This window comes from Hymenobacter amundsenii (genome assembly GCF_002204745.1).
Classification (GTDB): domain Bacteria; phylum Bacteroidota; class Bacteroidia; order Cytophagales; family Hymenobacteraceae; genus Hymenobacter; species Hymenobacter amundsenii.
In genome coordinates this window covers 1-19,681 of record NZ_NIRR01000015.1, presented here as the reverse complement: position 1 = coordinate 19,681, position 19,681 = coordinate 1, and the positions used below count along the sequence as shown (strand labels likewise).

The following is a 19,681-nucleotide window of genomic DNA, read 5'->3' as shown; positions in this document are numbered from 1 at the left end:
GGCACCGCATTTGAGAAGATAACGGGTAGTTCACTGTTCTTCGCTCCCCCATGATTATCCGCCGCTGGCTACTGTTCCCCGTTTTATTCTGCTTGTTATTTATCGGCTTAGCTGCTTTCGGCCCGGTTGATAACCCGACTCGTTCTTTGGGCAACAATAGCTTTGAACGGGGCGAAACCTTACAGTATAAAGTGCACTACGGCCTCATCAATGCCGCCGAAGCAACTATTGAGCTCGACGATGACGTGCACCGCGTGAACGACCGGCCCTGTTACCGGGCCACCGTGACGGGCCGCACCACCGGCTCGTTCGACTACTTCCTGCGCATCCGCGACACTTGGCGCTCCTACGTTGATACCACCAGCATTCTGCCCCAGCGGTTTTTCCGCAATATTGAGGAGAAAAGCTACCGCAAGCGCGAAACCGTGGACTTCGACCATATCCGCGATATGGCCGATGTGGAGAGCTACAAAAAAGACAAGAACGACATGAAACGCGGCAGCTTCAAGGTGCCCAACAACGTGCAGGACATCGTCAGTGGCTTCTATTACCTGCGCACCATCAACTACGATCAGCGCCGCCCGGGAGAGGTTATCCGGGTGCAGGGATTCTTCGACGGCGACGTATTCAGCATGGACGTCACCTATAAGGGCCGCGAAACCGTGACTACCAAGGCCGGTACTATCCGCGCAATCCGGCTGGTACCCAAAATGCCCGTCAATAAGATCTTCAATGGCGAAAATGCCGTGTCGGTGTATTTGTCCGACGACCAGAACAAGATTCCGGTACTAATTCAGGCCGAAATGTTTGTAGGGTCGGTAAAAGTAGACCTCTATAAATATAAAGGGCTGCGAAACCGGCTCAACTTGATAGCCCAACGATGAAGTAATGACGAGGCGGTTCCGATAGGAGCCGCCTTTCTTTTTGGCCTAACTCTTCCTCATTTTTACTTTCCTTACGCATGCCCGACGCCTGGTGCGCGGCTCCCCGCAGCCCCGGTAATGAAAACGTAACACGCCGCGCCCGCCGGCCGGGCGTACTTTTATCGTCGCGCCTTCTTTTTTACCCTAAACCGCCCCGTTTCGTGCAACAACCTGCCCATCCTAACGCCTACAAGATTCTGGTGGTCGATGACGACCCGGACATCGTGGAACTGCTTGAGTACAACCTGCGCAAGGAGGGCTACGAGGTAGCCAGCGCCGCAGACGGCCGCCAAGCCGTGGAGATGGCCCCCGGATTCGGCCCCGACATCATCCTGCTCGATGTGATGATGCCCCACCTCGACGGTATTGCCGCCTGCCGCCAGCTGCGCGAGCTGCCCAAATTCAAGGACACGTACATTATTTTCTTAACGGCCCGGGCTGAGGAATTCTCGGAAGTAGCCGCCTTCGAAGCCGGGGCCGACGACTTCATCGCCAAGCCCATTAAGCCCCGGGCGCTGCTCGGCCGCCTGGCCGCCTTCGTGCGCCGCGACAAAGACCCTCAACAGGTATCGGACACTATCGAAATCAACGGCCTCACCATCGACCGCACGGGCTTTGCCGTGTACCAGGAGGGGCGCAAAATCTCGCTTCCTAAGAAAGAATTCGAGCTGCTGGCCTTTCTGGCGGCCTCGCCCCACAAAGTATTCGGGCGCGACGAGTTGCTGCAGAATATCTGGGGCAACGACGTGTTCGTGCTGGTTCGCACCGTGGACGTGCACGTGCGCAAGGTCCGCGAGAAAGTGGGCGACCACCACATCCAGACTATTAAGGGCGTGGGCTACAAGTTTAACACGGACAATTAGAGCGCATTTCAGGTTCGTGTACCAGCAGTAATCGGCTGGCTCCCCGTCTCCTTTTTCATTCCGCGCATCAAGCGGCGTAGGAGGCCGGGGGGTGAGGCGTGACGCGAGAACGAGGCAGCACAGGAACTTGAAATCCGCTCCAGGTGAGGTGGTGAAATGAGGAGGGGGTGGTGAGTGATGTTCAACAGGGCCTTGTTGCCCCTACAGCACCGCCGGGTTCAGTCGGCCACACCTCGCCAGTTCAACTGCTCACTACTGCACTACTCCTATGCGTTTAAATTTCTCGTCCCGCAGTATTGCCGTGCTGCTGTCGGTGCTGGTGGCTACGGTGCTCACGGCGCTGGTCTTCATCGCGCCTACCCTGCCGTTGCAACAGGGCGTGCTGGCGGCGGGCATTACCATAGCCGCGTGCTTCCTGCTACTTTACCTGATGTTTGAGGCGCTGATTTTCCGGGAAGTCAACAACATTTACGAGGGGCTGGAGCACATCAAGCGCAAGGAGTTCCGGCGTATGTCGAGCAAGTTTTTGTTCCGGCCCGAGCCGCTCAAGCGTATGCGCGACGAAATTCTGGATATGGCCCTGCGCAAACAGCAGGAAATCGATGAGCTACGGCGGTTGCAGGAGTTGCGCCGCGAGTTTCTGGCCGATGTGTCGCACGAGCTAAAAACGCCCATTTTCGCCGCCCAGGGCTTCGTACACACCGTGCTCGATGAAGAAGAAGAGGGCAACGGTATGGATGCCGGGACGCGCCGCAAGTTCCTGCGCAAAGCCGCCACCAGCCTCGACGCCCTCGACACGCTTGTGCAGGATCTGGTAACTATTTCTCAGCTCGAAAAAGGCGTGCTGCGCATGCGTCGTCAGCCCTTCGACCTGGCCCAGCTGGTGCGCGACATTTTCGAGCAATTGGAGTTAAAGGCCGCCCAGCGCCAGGTGCATCTGGAGCTGCTTGAACCGGCCCCCGGTACGCCCGCCGGCCCCGTGCGCGTACTGGCCGACCGCAACCGCATCCGCCAAGTCCTCATCAACCTAATCGACAACGCCATTAAGTATGGCCGCGAGCAGGGCCACGTGCGCGTCAGCCTCCAGCCCACGGGCAAAAACGTGCGCATTAGCGTGCAGGACGACGGCGAGGGAATCCCGAAGCAGCACCAGAACCGCATTTTTGAGCGGTTTTACCGCATCGATAAGAGCCGCACCCGCGAGTCGCGGGCGGCAGGCGGCTCGGGTCTGGGGCTGGCCATCAGCAAGCACATTGTGGAGGCCCACAAGTCCACTATCCGCGTACGCAGCGAGTTGGGCCAGGGCACAACGCTGGAGTTCAAGCTTCCCCGGCCCAAGGTGGAAGTGAGAAGTGAGAAGTGAGAAGTGAGAAACGATACGGGAGGTTGGGCCTAACAGGGCGTCATGCTTCGACTGCGGCTCCGCCTTCGTTCAGCATGACATTCCCCACTCACCTCCCACTTCTCGCCTCTCCTCCCTTGCCACCGCGCTAACCCCTACCTTTACGGCTTCTATGAAGCTGCCTGATTTCAACGACCTGATTCTGTTCGAAGACGAAGATTTCATCGTCATCAACAAGCCCCCGTTCCTGGCCACGCTCGACGAGCGGTTTGGCGGGGCCCCTAATATTCTGCGCCTGGCCCGCGAGCACCACGACGACATCCAAGCCTGCCACCGCCTCGATAAGGAAACCAGTGGGGCGCTGGCGCTGGCCAAAAACCCAGCTGCCTACCGCCACCTGGCCATGCAGTTCGAAGACCGGCAGGTGCGTAAGGTGTACCACGCCGTGGCCTGGGGCGTGCATCACTACGACGGCCTGCGCGTCGACCGAAGCATCGAAACTACCACCAAGGGCAAGGCCCGGCTGGCCTACAAGGGCAAGCCGGCCGTGACGCTGGTGCGCACGCTGGAGCCCTTCGCCCGCCACACGCTACTCGAATGCCAGCCCATTACGGGCCGCATGCACCAGATTCGGCTGCACCTGGCCTATTTGCAGGCCCCCATCGTGGGCGACAGCATGTACGGCGGCGACGATTTCTTCCTATCCACGCTCAAGAAGAAGTTCAATGTGAAGCAGGGCGAAGAGGAGCAACCATTCATCAAGCGTTTCGCCCTGCACGCCGCCCAACTCACCTTCGCCCGCCTCAATGGCGAGCCGGTGACGGTAGAAGCCCCCTACCCCAAGGACTTTCGGGTGCTGGTGGAAAATATGCGGCAGTACCTCTAGGAGATGAAAATGCAGAAAGACCGTCTTTCTGTTGCATTGCTCGGCCACCTAGACCCTCCTTTCCAACTGCCTGCCAGACAATTATTAAGCTCTTGGTTTGAATATTCGCCGAAAGGCGGTAACTTTGTGTCCGTTTTCCCCGAACTGTGTTCGGCTTCTTCTTCATTTTCAAACGTTTATCCTCCTCCCAATGGATCATCTGAGCTTCAAGACGGTGTCCGTCAACAAAGCCAACGCCAACAAGGGCTGGGTTGTGGTTGACGCCGCCGACGCCAATTTGGGTCGGTTGTGCAGCCAGGTTGCCAACATTCTGCGTGGCAAGCACAAGCCCTCCTTCACGCCCAACTCGGACTGTGGCGACAATGTCATCGTCATCAACTCGGACAACCTGCGGGTAACGGGCAAGAAGATGACCGACAAAATCTACGTAACGCACTCGGGCTATCCCGGCGGACAGAAGCGCATCAACCTGCGCGACAAGAAAGCCAAGAACTCGACCCGCGTGATCGAGCACGCCGTACGTGGTATGCTGCAGGGCAACCGGCTGGGCGCGGAGCAATTCCGTAACCTGTTCGTGTACGCTGGCACCGAGCACCCGCACGAGGCGCAGCAGCCTAAAACCGTTTCTTTCTCGCATCTGTAAGCCGCAAACCGGCTCCTTTTTTCTCTAACTCTTCACTTAATGGAAATCTCCAATACCTCTGGTAGAAGAAAAACCTCGGTGGCCCGCATTTACATGCAGGCCGGGCAAGGGAATATCACTATCAACGGCCGGGAAATGAAAGCCTATTTCGGCAACGAACTCCTGGAAAACATCGTGAACCAGCCTTTGGCGACGGTCGAGCAAGTCGGCCAGTACGACATCAAGGTGAACGTGCGCGGTGGTGGCATTTCGGCCCAGGCCGAAGCCATCCGCCTGGCCATCTCCAAAGCCCTCGTGGGTGAAAACGCTGAGGTTCGGCCCGCCCTGAAGAAGGAAGGCTTCCTGACCCGCGACCCGCGCATGGTGGAACGTAAGAAATTCGGTAAGCGTAAGGCTCGTCGTTCGTTCCAGTTCTCGAAACGCTAATCTTCCAGAGGAACCCTATCATGGCCCAGACTACCACTTATAAAGAATTGCTGGACGCCGGTTCGCATTTTGGTCACCTCACCCGCAAGTGGGACCCCAAAATGGCTCCGTACATCTTCATGGAGAAGAACGGCATCCACATCATTGACCTGAACAAAACCCTGGCTTCGCTCGAACACGCGACGTCTGCTATTCGCAACATCGCGAAGAGCGGCCGTAAGATCATGTTCGTGGCTACCAAGAAGCAGGCCCAGGAAATTGTGACCGAGGAGGCTAAGCGCCTGCACATGCCCTACATCACCGATCGGTGGTTGGGTGGTCTGCTCACCAACTTCACCACCGTTCGCAAGTCGCTGAAGAAGATGAGCACTATCGACAAGATGGTGAAGGAAAACACGGCTTTCGCGGCCCTCGCTAAGCGCGAGCGGCTGATGCTGTCGCGCGAGCGGGAGAAGCTGGAGCGGGTGCTCGGTGGCATTGCCGACCTGAGCCGCTTGCCTTCGGCCCTGTTCGTGATTGACGTGAAGCGTGAGCACATTGCCGTAAAGGAAGCCCAGAAATTGGGTATCCCGGTATTCGCTATCTGCGACACCAACTCCAACCCCGAGTCGGTTCAGTTCCCGATTCCAGCCAACGACGACGCCTCGAAGTCTATCCAGCTCATCGTGGGCATCATGGGTAAGGCTATTGAAGAAGGTTTGTCGGAGCGCAAGGTTGACAAAGAGGACGCCGACAAGAAGCAAGCCGAAGAAGAAGGCATCAAGGAAAAGCTGGACGCCGAAGAATAGGCGACTTCGTAGAAGCTAGTAGTCAGGAGCTAGGAGATAGAATCAGAGGGAAACCGACTGGCCAATTCTAGCTCCTGGCTCCTGACTTTTTTGCTTCTACTTAATACCTCTTTCTTGCTGCTTCTTTTCTCCTTTATCTAATTTCAACACCCAGCTTTTAGCTCCGGGCTTTATCCTTTGCGATTCTGACTCCTAGCTTTTAGCTCCTAACTCCTAGAAACAAATGGCCGCAATTACCGCCGCTGACGTGAACAAGCTCCGCACCATGACTGGTGCAGGCATGATGGATTGCAAAAAAGCCCTCGTAGAAGCCGATGGCGACTTCGAGGTTGCCCGCGACTTGCTGCGCAAGCAGGGCCAGAAAATCGCTGACAAGCGTTCGGACAACGAAACGTCGGAAGGCGTGGTGCTGGCCGCCGTAAGCGAGGATGGCACCAACGGCAAGCTCGTATCGCTGGCTTGCGAAACCGAGCCGGTATCGAAGGTTCCCGATTTCAAGGAGTTGGCCCAGCGCATTCTGGCCACGGCCGTTAAAACCGACGCCGCCACTAAAGAGGAGCTGCTGGCTGCCAAGCAGGAGGATGACCGTCCGTTGCAAGACCACATCACCGACCTGATGGGCAAAATCGGCGAGAAGCTGGTGGTAACAGCTTACGAGAACATCACGGCCGAGAAAGTGGCCTCCTACATCCACTCCGACAACAAGAAGGGCGTACTGGTGGCCATGAAGAACGTAGGCGGTGCCGACGTTGCTACCGTGGGCCGCGACGTGGCCATGCAAATTGTTGCCATGAAGCCCGTTGCCCTCGATAAGGACGGCGTGGATTCGGCTACCATTGAGCGCGAAATCGAGATTGGTAAGGAGCAGGCCCGCGCCGACGGCAAGCCCGAAGCCATGCTGGAGAAAATTGCCCAGGGAAAGCTCAACAAGTTCTACAAAGAGAACACCCTGCTCAACCAGGAATTCGTGAAGGACAGCTCGATGACCATCGCCCAGCTACTCGACAAGACGAGTAAGGGCCTGACGGTTTCCGACTTCAAGCGCGTAGCTATTGTAGGCTAGGTCTTTGGGAGCTAGTGGCTGACAGCTTTTAGCCGTTAGCTTTCCGTTCAGAATTTGAAAAGGCCCCGCTGGCAATTTGCCGGCGGGGCCTTTTCTATGGTTCTTTGGGTATGGATGAGAATAGAAAGAATGCCTATCGGTACTTGCTGTACCAGTTTCTGATTGATATCAGAACTGCTCCGACTCCATCTCAACCCGAGCGTAGCGTCGAGCAATTTGCGCAACACAGTTATTATTCTGGAGCCGTAGCTTATCAACTCCACAACTTTGCATTAGCTGCCGCCACAGACTTTATCGGTTTTAATGAAGAAGCGTTTTGGGGAGGTCTGAATCATTTTAGGGTTTCGAACCCAATAGTTAGATATCAGCCATTACCGAAAGGTTTTTGACCAGCAACTGTTAGAAAGTGTAGACTGATTATTGCCCGCCCGCCCCTGCCAGGCCCGCACCCGCGCTACGGCGTTTTGGCGGATGTTGGCGTAGAATAGGCCGTAATCGGCGATGTGGAAGGAATGCCAGAGCTGGGGTTGGCCGGGCAGCAGGAAACGCGGGTAGCCCGAGGGCTTGGGCGGATGCACCCACAGTAGCCCTTGGTGAATTTTGGCATCGACTACGCCCACATCGAGCCGGTTGAAATCCTGCCCGACGCCGCCGCGGTTGAGGGCAGCGGGCGCGGCGAGGGTGTCGAGGGTCCAGGTGAGGGGGTTCACGGCCACGCCGTTCTGGAAAGGCGGGTAGTCGTTGCCCCAGGCCACCGTGTTCCAGGCCACGTAGCAGCCGGTTTGGGTGGAGTCGGCGCAGGGCCGCAGGGTTTGGTACTCGTCGGTTTTCACTTTGAAGCCGATGAGGTAGGCGGCTACGAGGCGCTGGCGGAGCGCGGGGTTGTTATCGAAGAACTCGTGCAGCAGGTGGGTGGCATGCACGGTGCCCTGGCTGTGGCCCGCGATGATGATGGGCCGGCCCTGGTTGTAGTGGTCGAGGTAGTATTGAAAAGCCGCTTTCACGTCACTGTAAGCCAGATCGAGGGCTTTCTGGCCATTGGTGCTCTGGTCATCCACGAAGAAGCTATAGAGCGTGGCCTGGCGGTAGCGGGGCGCGTATACCCGGGCCGCGGCGTTGAACGCGGAGGCCTGATTCCGAATCACGTCGTCGTCGGTGAACTGGTTGAGCCGGTTGTTGGCCAGGCTGGCGTTCCACTGCTTGCGCCAGTAGTACGTAGTCGGGTGCACGAAGAATACGTCGGCCGCGGCCGTGGCCTGCTGGTCGCGGAATGGCGTATTGCGCGGCACCGCATCGGCCGAATCGCGGCGGGTGGGCAGGGCAGCCCAACTGGCCGGCTGGCCGTAATCGGGCGCAACGGGCGTTTCGTATTGGCCAAAATCCTTGCTTGGCTTGATGATTTTCAGGCAGGAGCTGAGGCCAAGCAGGGCCACGGAAGTGAATAAGAGTAGGTGGTTGCGCATAGAGTAAGGTGCTTTGCGTGCTCACAGTACGCCTCCTCCGAGCTTAGTCGGTGAAGTTATTTTCGAGCAGTTTTTCCTGGCGCAGATACACAATCTTGAAGTTCTTATCGAAGCGCACGCGCACCTGGGCGGCAGTTTGCTGGCGCTTCTGGAGCGACTGGCGCAGAGCCGTGCTGTTCTCCACATAGGTAACCACCCGCGAGCCGTCGGCCACCGCGGGGCTCACCTGCAGGCTGCCGGGCTGGATGGTCGTCTGGCCCTCCAGAAACTCGGGAAAGTGGCTGCGCTCCAGCTCGGCGCTGATGGCGGCCGGGCTCGTGTTACGCATCAGGTAAAACCGCTCGACCTGGGGCGCAAAGTGGGCCGTGGCCGTGAAGGGTGCCGCCTGCAAATCGGCATAATAGCGCCGCAAAGCTCCTTCGACGCGGGTTTTTGCCTCATTCTCCGAAACTGCGGGCGCTTCGGCCGGCGCGGGTGCAGCGGCGGGTGGAGCTTCGGGTGTGGGAGCAGCCATCGTGGCTGTGTCGGAAGCCGGAGGAGCAGCTACCGGCGGCGCCACCGGCTCAACGCGGATAGTTTCGGGCGCGGCAATGGGCGGCAGCTCGATCTGCTCAGTTTGCGGGCCTTCGTCGGGACGAACGGCCACCGAGTCGGCGGCGGTGCGGGTGGCGCTGGTCAGGCGCTCCGAGTCGCGGTTATCCGTCATCAGATACACCACCAAAGCCAGTAGCAGCACGATGCCACCCACCACCAGCACCGTGGTCAGGGAGCTTTTGGGCGGTGCAGTATAGGCATCATCCTCCACGTATTCGACGGAATCGGCATCCGCGGCGGGCGGCACCGGGGGCAGAAACGAGTCGGCCGGGCCGGGCGAGGCGGCGGGGCGGCCAGCTTCGAAGGGGTGTGAGAATGGCGCTTCGGCAGTAGCGGGCGGGGCCGGGGTTACCGGCACCTCGGCCGCCGGGGCGTGAGTGATGGGCGGCAGCAGCGGCGCGAATTCGACAGGCGCAATGGTGGTAGGCTCGGGGGCCGGGGGCACTGCAGCGGCAGGTGGCGGCACGGGAGTCAGGGGCAGCAAGGACGGCCAGGTTTTCGGGCTGGCGGCGGTGGGCGGCTCCGGGAGGGGTGGCATGGGTTCCGGCACCGTGGGCAGCGCTACCTCAAACGGCTCCGGAGCGGGCGGTTCGGGGGCGCGGGGCGGCGTGGTATCGGCGAAAACGAGCTTTTGCTTCAGGGTCTGGAACTCCTCCGGGGTAATGGTACCAGCATCCAGCCACTCCTTCAGTTGGCGCAGGGTGTCAAGGGGGGAAGGGTCTTTTTCCATAAGGCAGAGCAGCGGGTGCGTGAATAGCGAAGGTTATTTGCGGTCGAGGTTGGTGAGGCGGGCGCGGCGGCGCTCCAGCTGGGCCTGCCGCAGTTCCAGCAGGCGGGCATTATCTAGCAGCTTCACCGAGTCTTCGGCCGATTTGAGCTTGTTATCGGCGTTTTGCTTATGCAGATCCTCGATTTTCTCAAGGTTCGACTTGGTATTGCTAGCCAGACTGAGGCGCTCCTTTTCGAGCTTATCCTTGTCTTTGCTTGCGGCGGCCAGCTCCTTTTCCGACTCGACAATCTGCTCGCGGTAGGCTTTCAGGCGGGCGGCGGCGCCGAAGCTCTGCACCATGGTGCGCAGGGCGCTGAACTCGCTGGTAGAAGCGGCCAAGAAGGCATCGGGCCCGGTGGCGGCCCACACCGACAGCTCCGACACCGTATCGGACGGGGCAATGATGGTCGAATAGAGGTCGAGCAGCTTGCCCGTCACGTTCGACATGGGGACCTGCTTGGCCGTGAGGTTGTCTTTTTTACCCACGCCAAACACCCCATCGCCCTTGAGCTTGATGTTGTAGGTGTCCTTAAGCCAGCTCTGCCAGAAATCGCGGGTCCAGTTGGCCGAGGCCTCGATTTCCACCTTTACGGCGTCGCGCTCACGGCGCTCAAAATTGACGCTGCCCGTGCGGGCCTCGTAGAGCTGGGCCCGCATCACAGTGGATACTGGCAGCAGGAGCAGCAGCGCAAGCAGAAAACGCATGAGGTTGGAAGTTGAAAGCATCGGAAAAAAAGCAGTTTACAGGTCGTGGCGGTCGAAAGCAGCCTGCAGATCCTGGCTCATGGCCGCAAAACGGGCCACGGCGGCCTGCACGAACTCCTCGTCGAGCAGCCGGTGGATATCTTCTTCGCCGGTCAGGTCCAGCTCGCTTACCTTATAGGTTTGCTCCAACGAGCCTTTTTCGAGCTTGATGAGGTACTTCCCATTCCAGCTGAAAAGCGTGATTTTGGCGTGCGGGTTGGGAATGATGGCGAGCTGGCGCATAAGTAACGGCAGGGGTAGTTGAACCCCGCAAAGATACGCGGTTGGCTGTCAGTTGTTAGTTGCCAGTTGTTGGTTGCCGGTTAAAGACACGTCATGCTGAGCGCAGCCGAAGCATCTCTACCGCTTCGTCGAACGACTGCTACGAAGCGGTAGAGATGCTTCGGCTGCGCTCAGCATGACGTTCTTTTGACTTTCTAAATAGCTTCTCCGCCCCTATCTGTTATACAGACACAATCACGTACAGCGACACGCTCGAAATCACCAGCCACAGCAGCACGCCCAGCGCGAACGGGCGGGGGCCAACTGATTTGATAGTTTTGAGCGACAGGCCCGCTCCAATGAAAAACAGCGTGACCACGAGCCCCAGCCGGGCCGCCTGCACCAGCCAGGGGCCCACGAGCCGGGTGGCGGGCACGTAGGTGTTGAGCAGCATGGCCCCGATGAAGCCCAGAATAAACCAGGGCAGCTTCACCTTTACGTCTTTCTGCTTGAAGAAATACGCCGTGCCCAGGGCCACCGGAATAATCCAGAGGGCGCGGGCCAGCTTGATGGTGGTAGCCACGCCCAGCGCCTCGGAGCCGTAGGCGGCCGCCGCGCCCACCACCGAGGAGGTATCGTGAATGGCAATGGCGCACCAAAGGCCGAACTGTTGTTGCGTCATGGCCAGCGCGTGGCCAATGGGCGGGAAGGCGAACAGGGCCACTGCATTCAGCACGAACACCGTACCCAGGGCCACCGACATTTCCTCATCTTTGGCCCCCACTACCGGGCCCACGGCGGCAATGGCCGAGCCCCCGCAGATGGCGGTGCCGCAGGAAATCAGGTGCGTGACCACCCGGCCCAGCTTCAGCCAGCGCCCCACCACGTAGCCCAGCGCCAGCGTGCCAAAAATGGAGGCTACCGTGAACAACAGGCCCTGCCGCCCGGCCTGCACCGCCGCGTGGGCGTTCAGGCCGAAGCCCAGCCCGATAACCGAGTATTGCAGCAGCTTGGCCGTATATTTTTTGGTGAAGGCCTGGAAGGGGTTGCCTACTGTTTGGGCCAGCACCAAACCCAGGGCCAGCGCTACCGGTGGCGAGGCCCAGGGCGTGAGGCAGAAGACCAGCAGCAACCCGAACACCACTTTCGGTAGCCAGTTTGCGGGGGCCGGTGGCGGGTTGGACCCCAGGGTTGGAGCGGCAGAAACAAGGGGAGCAGTTGGGGCAGCGGGCATGCAAGGGGGCAGAAAATCAGCACCCAAAAGTACGGCCGCCCCACCCCGATGGATAATCTAAAATAGTTATCGGCTATTCCTTCAGGTTATACTGCTGCTGCACGAAGCGCAGGAACCGTTCGGCGGGCTTGGTTAGGGGCTGGCCCTGCACCCAAAGGGCCTCGAATTGTCGGGGCAGGCGCAGTCCGGCCACCGGTACTTCCTCCAGCAGCCCCGCCGCCAGCTCCCGCGTCAGGGCCCGGCGCGACACGAAGCCCAGGGCATCGGGAGCCGCTTCGAGGTAGGTTTTGATGGCTTCGGTGTTATCGAAGTAGAAGGCCACGCGCAGGTTGGCCAGCTTGATTTTCTGCTCCCGGAGCGCGAATTCCAGCACCTCCAGCGTGCCCGAGCCCCGCTCGCGCAGCACCAGCGGGTGGGCCAGGGCCTCGGCCAGCGGCAGCGGCACGGCGGGCGGACCGGCGGGCGTGGCCCGGCGCACAGCCACCAGCTCGTCGGCCAGCAGGGGCTCGTAGTGCAGGTCGCGGCTCTTAGCCCGCCCCTCCACGAACCCCAAGTCGAGCCGCCCCTGCAGCAACGCCTCGGCAATCTGCTCGGAGTTGGCGTTGAGCAGCGTGAGCTCCAGGCGCGGATAGCGGCGCTGGAAACCGGGCAGCAGCGCCGGCAGCTCGTACTGGGCCAGGGTGGTGCTGGCTCCCAGGCGCAGACGGCCGGCGGCCTCGCCGTGCAGCTCCTGAAGCTGATCGGTGAGTTGGGCGTGGAGTTGCGCCACTTCATCGGCGTGGGCCAGCAACAGGTGGCCGGCGTCGGTGAGGCTCACGCGGCCCGCGCGCCGCTCAAACAGGCGCTGGCCGTAGGTCGTTTCCAGCTCCCGCACGTGCTTGGTTACGGCGGGCTGGCTGATGTAGAGCTCCTGGGCCGCCTTGGTAAAGCTCAGGTGCCGGGCCACGGCCTGAAAAACGCGCAGTCGAAAATCGGACATGGGTGCAAGGTAGAATGATTGCAGAGACGTTACACCGGGAGTCTCGGTGCTGAACCCAGAACGGCGTAGGGTGCGGGGCTTGTCCCCGCCCGCCGTTGAACAGAACCGTCTGAACAGAACCGTTTTGGTAGCGCGAATGGCGGGTGGGGACATGCCCCGCCCCTACGCCGTTTTGGGTTCAGCACCGAGTCTTGGTTATCTTGCCCTCCGTTTCCACCCGAAATTCCCATGATGCACAAACCGATTTTAACTGCCCTACTCCTGCTACCGTTGGCGGCCGCGGCCCAGAATACCTACACGCCCGAACTGCTGATGAAACTTGGCCGCCTGGGCGAAATGCAGGTGTCGCCGGACCAGAAAACGGTGGCCTACACCATCACGCGCTATTCGCTGGCCGACAACAAAGGCCAGTCGGATATCTGGCTGGTGCCGGCCGGCGGCGGCGTGGCCCGGCAGCTCACCAATACGCCGGCCACGTCGGAAAACACGCTCAACTGGCGCGCCGATGGCAAGCTGACGTTTATGAGCGCCGAAGCCGGCTCGGATCAGCTGTACGTGATGAACGCCGACGGCTCGGGTAAGCAGCAGCTGAGCAGCTTTGGGGCCGAGGAAGGCGTGGCCAACCTCAAGTTCGCCCCCAAAGGCAACTTCATGCTCTACACCCAGGACGTGAAAGTGGGCAAATCGGTGCAGGATTGGTACCCCGACCTGCCCAAGGCCGACGCCAAAATCATCGACGACCTCAACTACCGCCACTGGAGTAGCTGGGATGATTTCAAGGTGTCGCACGTCTACTTCCAGCCCGTGGGAGCCGATGGCAAGCCCGTGGGGAGCGGCAAGGACGTGATGGCTGGTGAGAAGTTTGATGCGCCGTTGCAGCCGTTTGGTGGCTCCGAGCAGCTGGCATTTTCGCCCGACGGCTACGAGCTGGCCTACACCTCGCGCAAGCTTACGGGCAAGGCCGAAGCCGAAAGCACCAACTCCGACATCTACCTCTACGACATCCGCACGGGCCAGACACGCAACCTGAGCGAAGGCCTGGGCGGCTACGACACCGAGCCGGTTTTCTCGCCCGACGGCTCCCAGATTGCTTGGCTGAGCATGGCCACGCCCGGCTTCGAGTCGGACCGTAACGGCATTGTGGTGTATGATTTCAAGACCAAGAAGCGCCAGGACATAACGGCCAGCTCGGAGCAGGCGGCCGGCAACCTGCGCTGGAGCGCCGATGGTAAAAGCATCTATTTCGCCAGCGCCTTGGCCGGCACCCAGCAGATCTTCTCAGTGCCCGCCAAAGGCGGCAAGGTGAAGCAGCTAACCAAGGGCGCGTTCAACTACAACGGATTCGAGCTGGCGGGCAAGGACGCGGTTATCGTGAACAAAACCACCCAGGCCACGCCCGCCGACCTCGTGCGCGTGGACCTGAAATCGGGCCGCGAAACAGTGCTCACCAACATCAATCAGCAGGAACTGGCGGGCGTGAAAACCGGCCGGCTGGAGTCGCGGATGGTGACCACCACCGATGGCAAGCAGATGCAGGTGTACGTAACCTTCCCACCCGATTTCGACCCGGCCAAGAAGTACCCAACCCTACTGTATTGCCAGGGCGGCCCCCAGAGCCCGATTTCACAGAGCTTCTCCTTCCGCTGGAATTTCCAGCTTATGGCGGCCCAGGGCTACATTGTGGTGGCGCCCAACCGCCGCGGCCTGCCCGGCTTCGGCACCGAGTGGAACAACAGCATTTCGGGCGACTGGGGCGGCCAGCCCATCCGCGACTACATCTCGGCCATTGACGCCGTGAGCAAGGAGCCCTACGTGGACAAGGACCGGCGCGGCTGCGTGGGCGCCAGCTACGGTGGCTACTCGGTGTACCAACTGGCCGGCAAGCACGAGGGCCGTTTCAAAACGTTCATCGCCCACGCCGGCCTCTACAACCTCACCAGCTGGTACCCCAGCACCGAGGAAATGTTCTTCGCCAAACACGACATCGGCGGTGCGCCCTGGGAGACACCGCTCAACAAGAGCTACACCGAGTTCAACCCCCAGCAGTTCGCCCAGAACTGGGATACGCCCATCCTGGTCATCCACGGTGCCAAGGATTTCCGGGTGCCCGAGGGCCAGGGCATGGAGGCCTTCGGCACGGCCCAGCTGCGCGGCATCCCGAGCCGTTTCCTGTACTTCCCCAACGAGGGCCACTGGATTTCCAAGCCCCAGAACGCGGTGCTCTGGAACCGGGTGTTTTTTGAGTGGCTCGGCCGCACACTGAAGCCCGAAGGTTCGGCGCAACGGTAGGTTGCCCGTTTGTTATCGAAGTTGTTTAGAAAGCCAAAAAAACGTCATGCCGAAGCATGACGAGCTCATTAATACCACAGCGTTTCTAAACAGCTTCATCAACTCCAGGCCCGCCGACGCTGATGTGTCGGCGGGCTTTTTTTCGGCTGATTCGGAAGTACCGGCACTATTAGCGGTTGACAGCATCGGGCAAGGCAACCCGGGGGCTCTATCTTGGTCCCTGGTTCCCGAATCATTCTCTCCCGCATGAAACAACTCGTACTTCTTCTGGCGCTGCTGACCGGGGCCCTCAGCCTCCGCGCCACGCCGCTCACGTTTCGGGTCGATATGCGCCAGCAGACCGTTCCGGCCACCGGGGTGCACGTGGCGGGCACCTTCCAGCGTGCCGCCGGTTTCCCCACCGACTGGGACCCGGCCACAACGGCCCTTACCGACCCCGACGGGGATAAAGTATACGAGCTGACGGTGAACATACCGTCCGGCACCTACCGCTACAAATTCATTAATGGCAACGCCTGGGGCGGGGCCGAGCCCGTGCCGGCTACCTGCGGCCAGGACGACGGCGGCGGCAACTACAACCGCATGGTGACGGTGGGCTCCGCGGCCTTGCGCCTGCCGGCTATTGCCTTCAACGGCTGTGCTACCCGCCTGCGCTTTGTAGTAAACATGCAGGGCCAGACGGTTTCGGCCGCCGGAATCCATGTGGCCGGCAACTTCCAGGCCCTGGCCGGCTATGCCACCGACTGGGACCCGGCCGCCACCAAGCTCACCGACGACAACGCCGACGGCGTGTACGAAGCCGAAGTACAGCTGCCCGCCCCCGGCCGCTTCCAGTACAAGTTTATCAATGGCGACACCTGGGCCGGGGCCGAAATCGTGCCGGCCGCCTGCGGCCAGGATGATGGCAGCGGCAACCGTAACCGCACCGTCGATGCCCTGCAGGATGCCAACGTGGTCGGGCCGGTATGCTTCAGCAGCTGCGCCAGCTGCGGAGCTTCGCCCACCAATTATGCTACCCACTGGTGGAACGACGCGGTGTTTTACGAGGTGTTCGTGCGCAGCTTCTACGACAGCAACGGCGACGGCAAGGGCGACTTCAAGGGCCTGATGCAGAAGCTCGACTACCTCAACGACGGCGACCCGGCCACCACCACCGACCTGGGCGTAACGGCCCTGTGGCTGATGCCCATGATGGAGTCGCCGAGCTACCACGGCTACGACGTGACCAACTACCAGGCCACCGAGCCCGACTACGGCACGATGGCCGAGTTTGAGGCGTTCATGGCCGCCGCCCACGCCCGGGGCATCAAAGTAATTATTGATCTGGTGCTGAATCATTCTTCCGAGCAGCACCCCTGGTTTACCCAGGCGGCCAGCAGCGCCACTAGCCCCTACCGCGACTGGTACCGGTGGTCGGCCACCAACCCGGGCTACTCCGGGCCCTGGGGCCAGCCGACAGTATGGCACCCGCGCAATGGCAGCTACTACTACGGTGTTTTCTGGAGCGGCATGCCCGACCTTAACTGGAACAACCCCGACCTGAAAAAGACCATGTGGGACGCCACCCGCTTCTGGCTGAACAAGGGCGTAGACGGCTACCGCCTCGACGCCGTGAAATACCTCGATGAAAACGGCCCGACCCTGGAAGACACCCCTGCTACCCTCGACCTGCTTCACGAGTTCAATGGAGTAGTGAAGCAGGCCAACGCCAACGCCTTTACTGTGGGCGAGGCTTGGTCGAAAACCCCGGCCGTGCTGCCCTACGTGACCAACGACCGGCTGGACGTGTGCTTCGAATTCGATCTGGCTGAAGCCATCGTGAATGGGGTTAGCTCGGGTAGCGCGGCCGGGCTGCGCAGCCAGCTGCAGCTGGTAGACGCCACCTACCCCAAGCTCCAGTACGCCACCTTCCTCACCAACCACGACCAGAACCGGGTGCTGGGCCAGCTCGGCGGCAACCTGGCCCGCATGAAGCAGGCGGCCGCCCTCTACCTCTCCATGCCCGGCGTGCCCTTCCTGTACTACGGCGAGGAAGTGGGCCTGCTCGGCAGCGGGACCGATGAGGAAAAGCGCAAGCCCATGCAGTGGACGGCGGGTACCAACGCCGGTTTCAGCACCGGCACGCCCTGGCGCGGCCTCAACAGCAACTACGCCCAGTTCAACGTGGCCACCCAGGCCGCCGACCCGGCTTCGCTGCTCAACCACTACAAAAAGCTGATTGCTCTGCGCACCACCCACGAAACCCTGCGCAAGGGCTACCTGCTGCCCGTAACCACCACCGGCACCAGCCTGCTGAGCTACACCCGCGTGTACGGTACGGAGGCTGTCGTGGTAGCCGCCAACCTAGGCGGCAGTGCCATCAGTCAGCCGACGCTTTCGTTGCCGCTTTCCTCTCTGCCTGCCGGTAGTTACTTGGTAACGGAGCTGTATTCGGGCCAAACGGCCGGCACGCTCACGCTCGATGCCCAGGGCGGTTTCAGCAATTGGCAGCCCACGACCCTTAGGGCCTTGAGCGCCAATGCCACCTGGCTGTTGCGCCTCACGCCCCAAACCGTTACCAGCACCCAAACGGCCCGCCAGCTTTCGGCCCAGCTCTACCCCAACCCTGCCCGCCAGCAGGCCCAGGTGGTGGTAGCCGATCCGGCCGGCCGCACCGCCGTTACCGTATTCGACCTGCGCGGCCAGCTCCGCCAGCAGGCCACCTTCAGCGGCTCCCGCTACCAGCTCGACACCAGCTCCTGGCCCGCCGGCACCTACCTGGTGCGGGTGCAGTCGGGGAAGCGCACCACGGTGCAACGGCTGGTGGTCGTGCCGTAGGCAGCTTGCCCCTGGCGCTTAAGTCCCGGAATGTTAGCTTGCTCATCTGACCGCCGTTAACTGCCAACCCCGCTCCGATGCCGCCTACTGCCGCGCCCACCGCAACTGCCGCCTTTCCGAAAGCCGTGCCCTTTATTATCGGCAACGAGGTGGCCGAGCGGTTCAGCTACTATGGCATGCGGGCCATTCTGCCCACGTTTCTGGTGGCTCAGTTCTTCAACCCCGCCCACAACCCGGCCCTGACGGCCGCCGCCGAGGCCCGGGCCAACGACTTGGTGCATTCGTTCGCGGCCCTGGGCTACGCGCTGCCGGTGGTGGGCGCGCTGCTGGCCGATTGGGTGCTGGGCAAATACCGCGTCATTCTCTGGCTCTCGGTGCTCTACTGCGGCGGGCACGCACTGCTGGCCGCTTTTCATGATGAGCTGGTCGGCTTTCGGCTGGGCTTGCTGGTAGTGGCCGTGGGCATGGGCGGCATTAAATCGAGCGTCACGGCTAACTTGGGCGACCAGTTCGGCCCCGCCAACGCCCATTTGCTGCCCAAAGCCTACGGCTGGTTTCAGCTCAGCATCGATGTGGGCGCGGCTCTGTCCACGTTTTTCATTCCGGAGTTGTATGCCCGCTACGGGGCGGCCGTGGCGTTCGGGGTGCCGGGGCTGCTGATGGGCGCGGCTGCCCTCACGTTCTGGCTGGGGCGGCGGCACTACGTGCGGGTGCCGCCCACCGGCCTGCGGGCGGGTCTGCGTCAGACGCTCGGGGCCGGTGAGGGCCGGGCGGCCCTGCGCCGGGTGGGTGTGGTATTTCTGTTCATTCCGGTGGTCTGGGCGCTTTATGACCAGAGCGTGTCGGAGTGGGTGTTGCAGGCGGCCCACCTGAACCGGGAGCTGTGGCCCGGCTACGCCCCGCGGCCCGAGCAGCTCCAGATTCTGGGCATCGTGTTCGGCATCGGCCTCAACCCGCTGCTCACCTACCGCATCTACCCGGCCCTGGAGCGGCGCGGGCTGCGGGCTACGCCGTTGCGGCGCATGGGTGCGGGCATGGTGTTCGTGGCCATCTCGATGGTGGTTATTGCCGGTATTCAGCGCAGCCTCGACGCGGGCGGCAGTCCTTCGGTGTGGTGGCAGGTGCTGGCCTACTTCGTGGTGGCCGGCGGCACGCTCATGGTGGCCGTCACGGGCCTGGAGTACGCCTACACCCACGCGCCCCCGGCCCTCAAAAGCTTCACCACCTCGTTATGGCTGCTCACCATCGCGGGCGGCAACTTCTTTCTGGCCTTGATGAACAGCAGCATTGCCGGCGGCGGCTTTTTCGCCCGCTTCCAGGGAGCCGATTACTACTGGTTTTTCGTGGGCCTGATGGCCGTGAACGTCACACTGTTTGCCCTGGTGGCTTCGCGGCTGACGGAGCGCGTGTTCGTAGGCGGCGCGGCGAGTCCGGCAGGAGCAGCAGAGTTGTTAGAATAGCGGTAATACCACAGGGAGAAAGTGAGGTGGTCAGGTAAATGTGGACAGAATAGGGTCTTATCTTTCGAATGTCATGAAAGGACAGCCCCCAACCTCCTAAACGTCGGCGTTATGATGCCGCCTTCCGCGCTGAGGCGCTGCGTCTGGCGGGCGAGAGCCGCTCGACCCAGGCCGCG

General features: G+C 61.1%; 17 protein-coding genes. 11 read left to right on the top strand and 6 right to left on the bottom strand.

Going from position 1 to position 19,681, the window contains the following annotated elements; all coding sequences use genetic code 11:
- Positions 1–50 precede the first annotated feature (50 nt).
- The 8 genes from CDA63_RS10465 (at position 51) to tsf (ending at position 6,934) form a co-directional block, all read left to right on the top strand.
- On the top strand, positions 51–884 hold the full coding sequence (locus CDA63_RS10465; RefSeq protein WP_088464407.1) for a DUF3108 domain-containing protein: 834 nt from the start codon (positions 51–53) through the stop codon (positions 882–884).
- 77 nt (positions 885–961) lie between these two features.
- Complete coding sequence (locus CDA63_RS10460; RefSeq protein ID WP_088464406.1) at positions 962–1,786, top strand: response regulator transcription factor; 825 nt, start codon at positions 962–964, stop codon at positions 1,784–1,786.
- A gap of 268 nt (positions 1,787–2,054) precedes the next feature.
- Complete coding sequence (locus tag CDA63_RS10455; protein ID WP_088464405.1) at positions 2,055–3,149, top strand: sensor histidine kinase; 1,095 nt, start codon at positions 2,055–2,057, stop codon at positions 3,147–3,149.
- Between the two features lie 151 nt (positions 3,150–3,300).
- A complete protein-coding gene (locus CDA63_RS10450; protein ID WP_088464404.1) occupies positions 3,301–4,014 on the top strand; it encodes an RluA family pseudouridine synthase in 714 nt (237 codons plus the stop codon).
- Between the two features lie 190 nt (positions 4,015–4,204).
- Positions 4,205–4,657, top strand: coding sequence for a 50S ribosomal protein L13 (gene rplM, locus CDA63_RS10445; RefSeq protein WP_088464403.1), 453 nt, complete (start codon positions 4,205–4,207; stop codon positions 4,655–4,657).
- A gap of 39 nt (positions 4,658–4,696) precedes the next feature.
- On the top strand, positions 4,697–5,083 hold the full coding sequence (rpsI, locus tag CDA63_RS10440; protein WP_088464402.1) for a 30S ribosomal protein S9: 387 nt from the start codon (positions 4,697–4,699) through the stop codon (positions 5,081–5,083).
- A gap of 20 nt (positions 5,084–5,103) precedes the next feature.
- Positions 5,104–5,871 (top strand): 30S ribosomal protein S2, encoded by a 768-nt coding sequence (gene rpsB, locus CDA63_RS10435; protein ID WP_088464401.1) that lies wholly within the window; start codon positions 5,104–5,106, stop codon positions 5,869–5,871.
- Positions 5,872–6,094: 223 nt separating this feature from the next.
- Positions 6,095–6,934: a translation elongation factor Ts gene (gene tsf / locus CDA63_RS10430; protein WP_088464400.1), complete on the top strand. Its 840-nt coding sequence runs from the start codon at positions 6,095–6,097 to the stop codon at positions 6,932–6,934.
- Positions 6,935–7,305: 371 nt separating this feature from the next.
- On the opposite strand, the gene CDA63_RS10425 is transcribed toward tsf, so the two are convergent.
- The 6 genes from CDA63_RS10425 to CDA63_RS10400 all read right to left on the bottom strand — a co-directional run bounded on the left by CDA63_RS10425 (position 7,306) and on the right by CDA63_RS10400 (position 12,939).
- Positions 7,306–8,397: a DUF3089 domain-containing protein gene (locus CDA63_RS10425; protein ID WP_088464399.1), complete on the bottom strand. Its 1,092-nt coding sequence runs from the start codon at positions 8,395–8,397 to the stop codon at positions 7,306–7,308.
- 43 nt (positions 8,398–8,440) lie between these two features.
- Positions 8,441–9,721, bottom strand: a complete 1,281-nt coding sequence (locus CDA63_RS10420; protein WP_088464398.1) for an SHOCT domain-containing protein — start codon at positions 9,719–9,721, stop codon at positions 8,441–8,443.
- A gap of 33 nt (positions 9,722–9,754) precedes the next feature.
- The gene (locus CDA63_RS10415) at positions 9,755–10,465 is read right to left on the bottom strand and encodes a hypothetical protein (protein WP_088464397.1); all 711 of its coding nucleotides are present in this window, start codon (positions 10,463–10,465) and stop codon (positions 9,755–9,757) included.
- 36 nt (positions 10,466–10,501) lie between these two features.
- Positions 10,502–10,747 carry a hypothetical protein gene (locus CDA63_RS10410; protein ID WP_088464396.1) on the bottom strand — a complete coding sequence of 82 codons (246 nt, stop codon included), beginning with the start codon at positions 10,745–10,747 and terminating at the stop codon, positions 10,502–10,504.
- Between the two features lie 220 nt (positions 10,748–10,967).
- Positions 10,968–11,960 (bottom strand): YeiH family protein, encoded by a 993-nt coding sequence (locus CDA63_RS10405; protein WP_242434639.1) that lies wholly within the window; start codon positions 11,958–11,960, stop codon positions 10,968–10,970.
- Positions 11,961–12,033: 73 nt separating this feature from the next.
- Positions 12,034–12,939 (bottom strand): LysR substrate-binding domain-containing protein, encoded by a 906-nt coding sequence (locus CDA63_RS10400; RefSeq protein ID WP_088464395.1) that lies wholly within the window; start codon positions 12,937–12,939, stop codon positions 12,034–12,036.
- Positions 12,940–13,167: 228 nt separating this feature from the next.
- Between CDA63_RS10400 and CDA63_RS10395 the strand changes: the two genes are divergently transcribed.
- The 3 genes from CDA63_RS10395 (at position 13,168) to CDA63_RS10385 (ending at position 19,505) form a co-directional block, all read left to right on the top strand.
- Positions 13,168–15,228, top strand: a complete 2,061-nt coding sequence (locus CDA63_RS10395; protein WP_088464394.1) for a S9 family peptidase — start codon at positions 13,168–13,170, stop codon at positions 15,226–15,228.
- A 246-nt stretch (positions 15,229–15,474) separates the two neighbouring features.
- Entirely contained in the window at positions 15,475–18,045 is a 2,571-nt protein-coding gene (locus CDA63_RS10390) for an alpha-amylase family glycosyl hydrolase (RefSeq protein ID WP_088464393.1), read from the top strand.
- 77 nt (positions 18,046–18,122) lie between these two features.
- Positions 18,123–19,505, top strand: a complete 1,383-nt coding sequence (locus tag CDA63_RS10385; RefSeq protein WP_088464392.1) for a POT family MFS transporter — start codon at positions 18,123–18,125, stop codon at positions 19,503–19,505.
- The last annotated feature ends 176 nt before the right edge of the window (positions 19,506–19,681 follow it).

Coding starts and splice junctions, on each gene's coding strand:
- CDA63_RS10465 (WP_088464407.1), top strand. CDS start 51: ATGATTATCCGCCGCTGGCTACTGTTCCCCGTTTTATTCTGCTTGTTA.
- CDA63_RS10460 (WP_088464406.1), top strand. CDS start 962: ATGCCCGACGCCTGGTGCGCGGCTCCCCGCAGCCCCGGTAATGAAAAC.
- CDA63_RS10455 (WP_088464405.1), top strand. CDS start 2,055: ATGCGTTTAAATTTCTCGTCCCGCAGTATTGCCGTGCTGCTGTCGGTG.
- CDA63_RS10450 (WP_088464404.1), top strand. CDS start 3,301: ATGAAGCTGCCTGATTTCAACGACCTGATTCTGTTCGAAGACGAAGAT.
- rplM (WP_088464403.1), top strand. CDS start 4,205: ATGGATCATCTGAGCTTCAAGACGGTGTCCGTCAACAAAGCCAACGCC.
- rpsI (WP_088464402.1), top strand. CDS start 4,697: ATGGAAATCTCCAATACCTCTGGTAGAAGAAAAACCTCGGTGGCCCGC.
- rpsB (WP_088464401.1), top strand. CDS start 5,104: ATGGCCCAGACTACCACTTATAAAGAATTGCTGGACGCCGGTTCGCAT.
- tsf (WP_088464400.1), top strand. CDS start 6,095: ATGGCCGCAATTACCGCCGCTGACGTGAACAAGCTCCGCACCATGACT.
- CDA63_RS10425 (WP_088464399.1), bottom strand. CDS start 8,397: ATGCGCAACCACCTACTCTTATTCACTTCCGTGGCCCTGCTTGGCCTC.
- CDA63_RS10420 (WP_088464398.1), bottom strand. CDS start 9,721: ATGGAAAAAGACCCTTCCCCCCTTGACACCCTGCGCCAACTGAAGGAG.
- CDA63_RS10415 (WP_088464397.1), bottom strand. CDS start 10,465: ATGCGTTTTCTGCTTGCGCTGCTGCTCCTGCTGCCAGTATCCACTGTG.
- CDA63_RS10410 (WP_088464396.1), bottom strand. CDS start 10,747: ATGCGCCAGCTCGCCATCATTCCCAACCCGCACGCCAAAATCACGCTT.
- CDA63_RS10405 (WP_242434639.1), bottom strand. CDS start 11,960: ATGCCCGCTGCCCCAACTGCTCCCCTTGTTTCTGCCGCTCCAACCCTG.
- CDA63_RS10400 (WP_088464395.1), bottom strand. CDS start 12,939: ATGTCCGATTTTCGACTGCGCGTTTTTCAGGCCGTGGCCCGGCACCTG.
- CDA63_RS10395 (WP_088464394.1), top strand. CDS start 13,168: ATGATGCACAAACCGATTTTAACTGCCCTACTCCTGCTACCGTTGGCG.
- CDA63_RS10390 (WP_088464393.1), top strand. CDS start 15,475: ATGAAACAACTCGTACTTCTTCTGGCGCTGCTGACCGGGGCCCTCAGC.
- CDA63_RS10385 (WP_088464392.1), top strand. CDS start 18,123: ATGCCGCCTACTGCCGCGCCCACCGCAACTGCCGCCTTTCCGAAAGCC.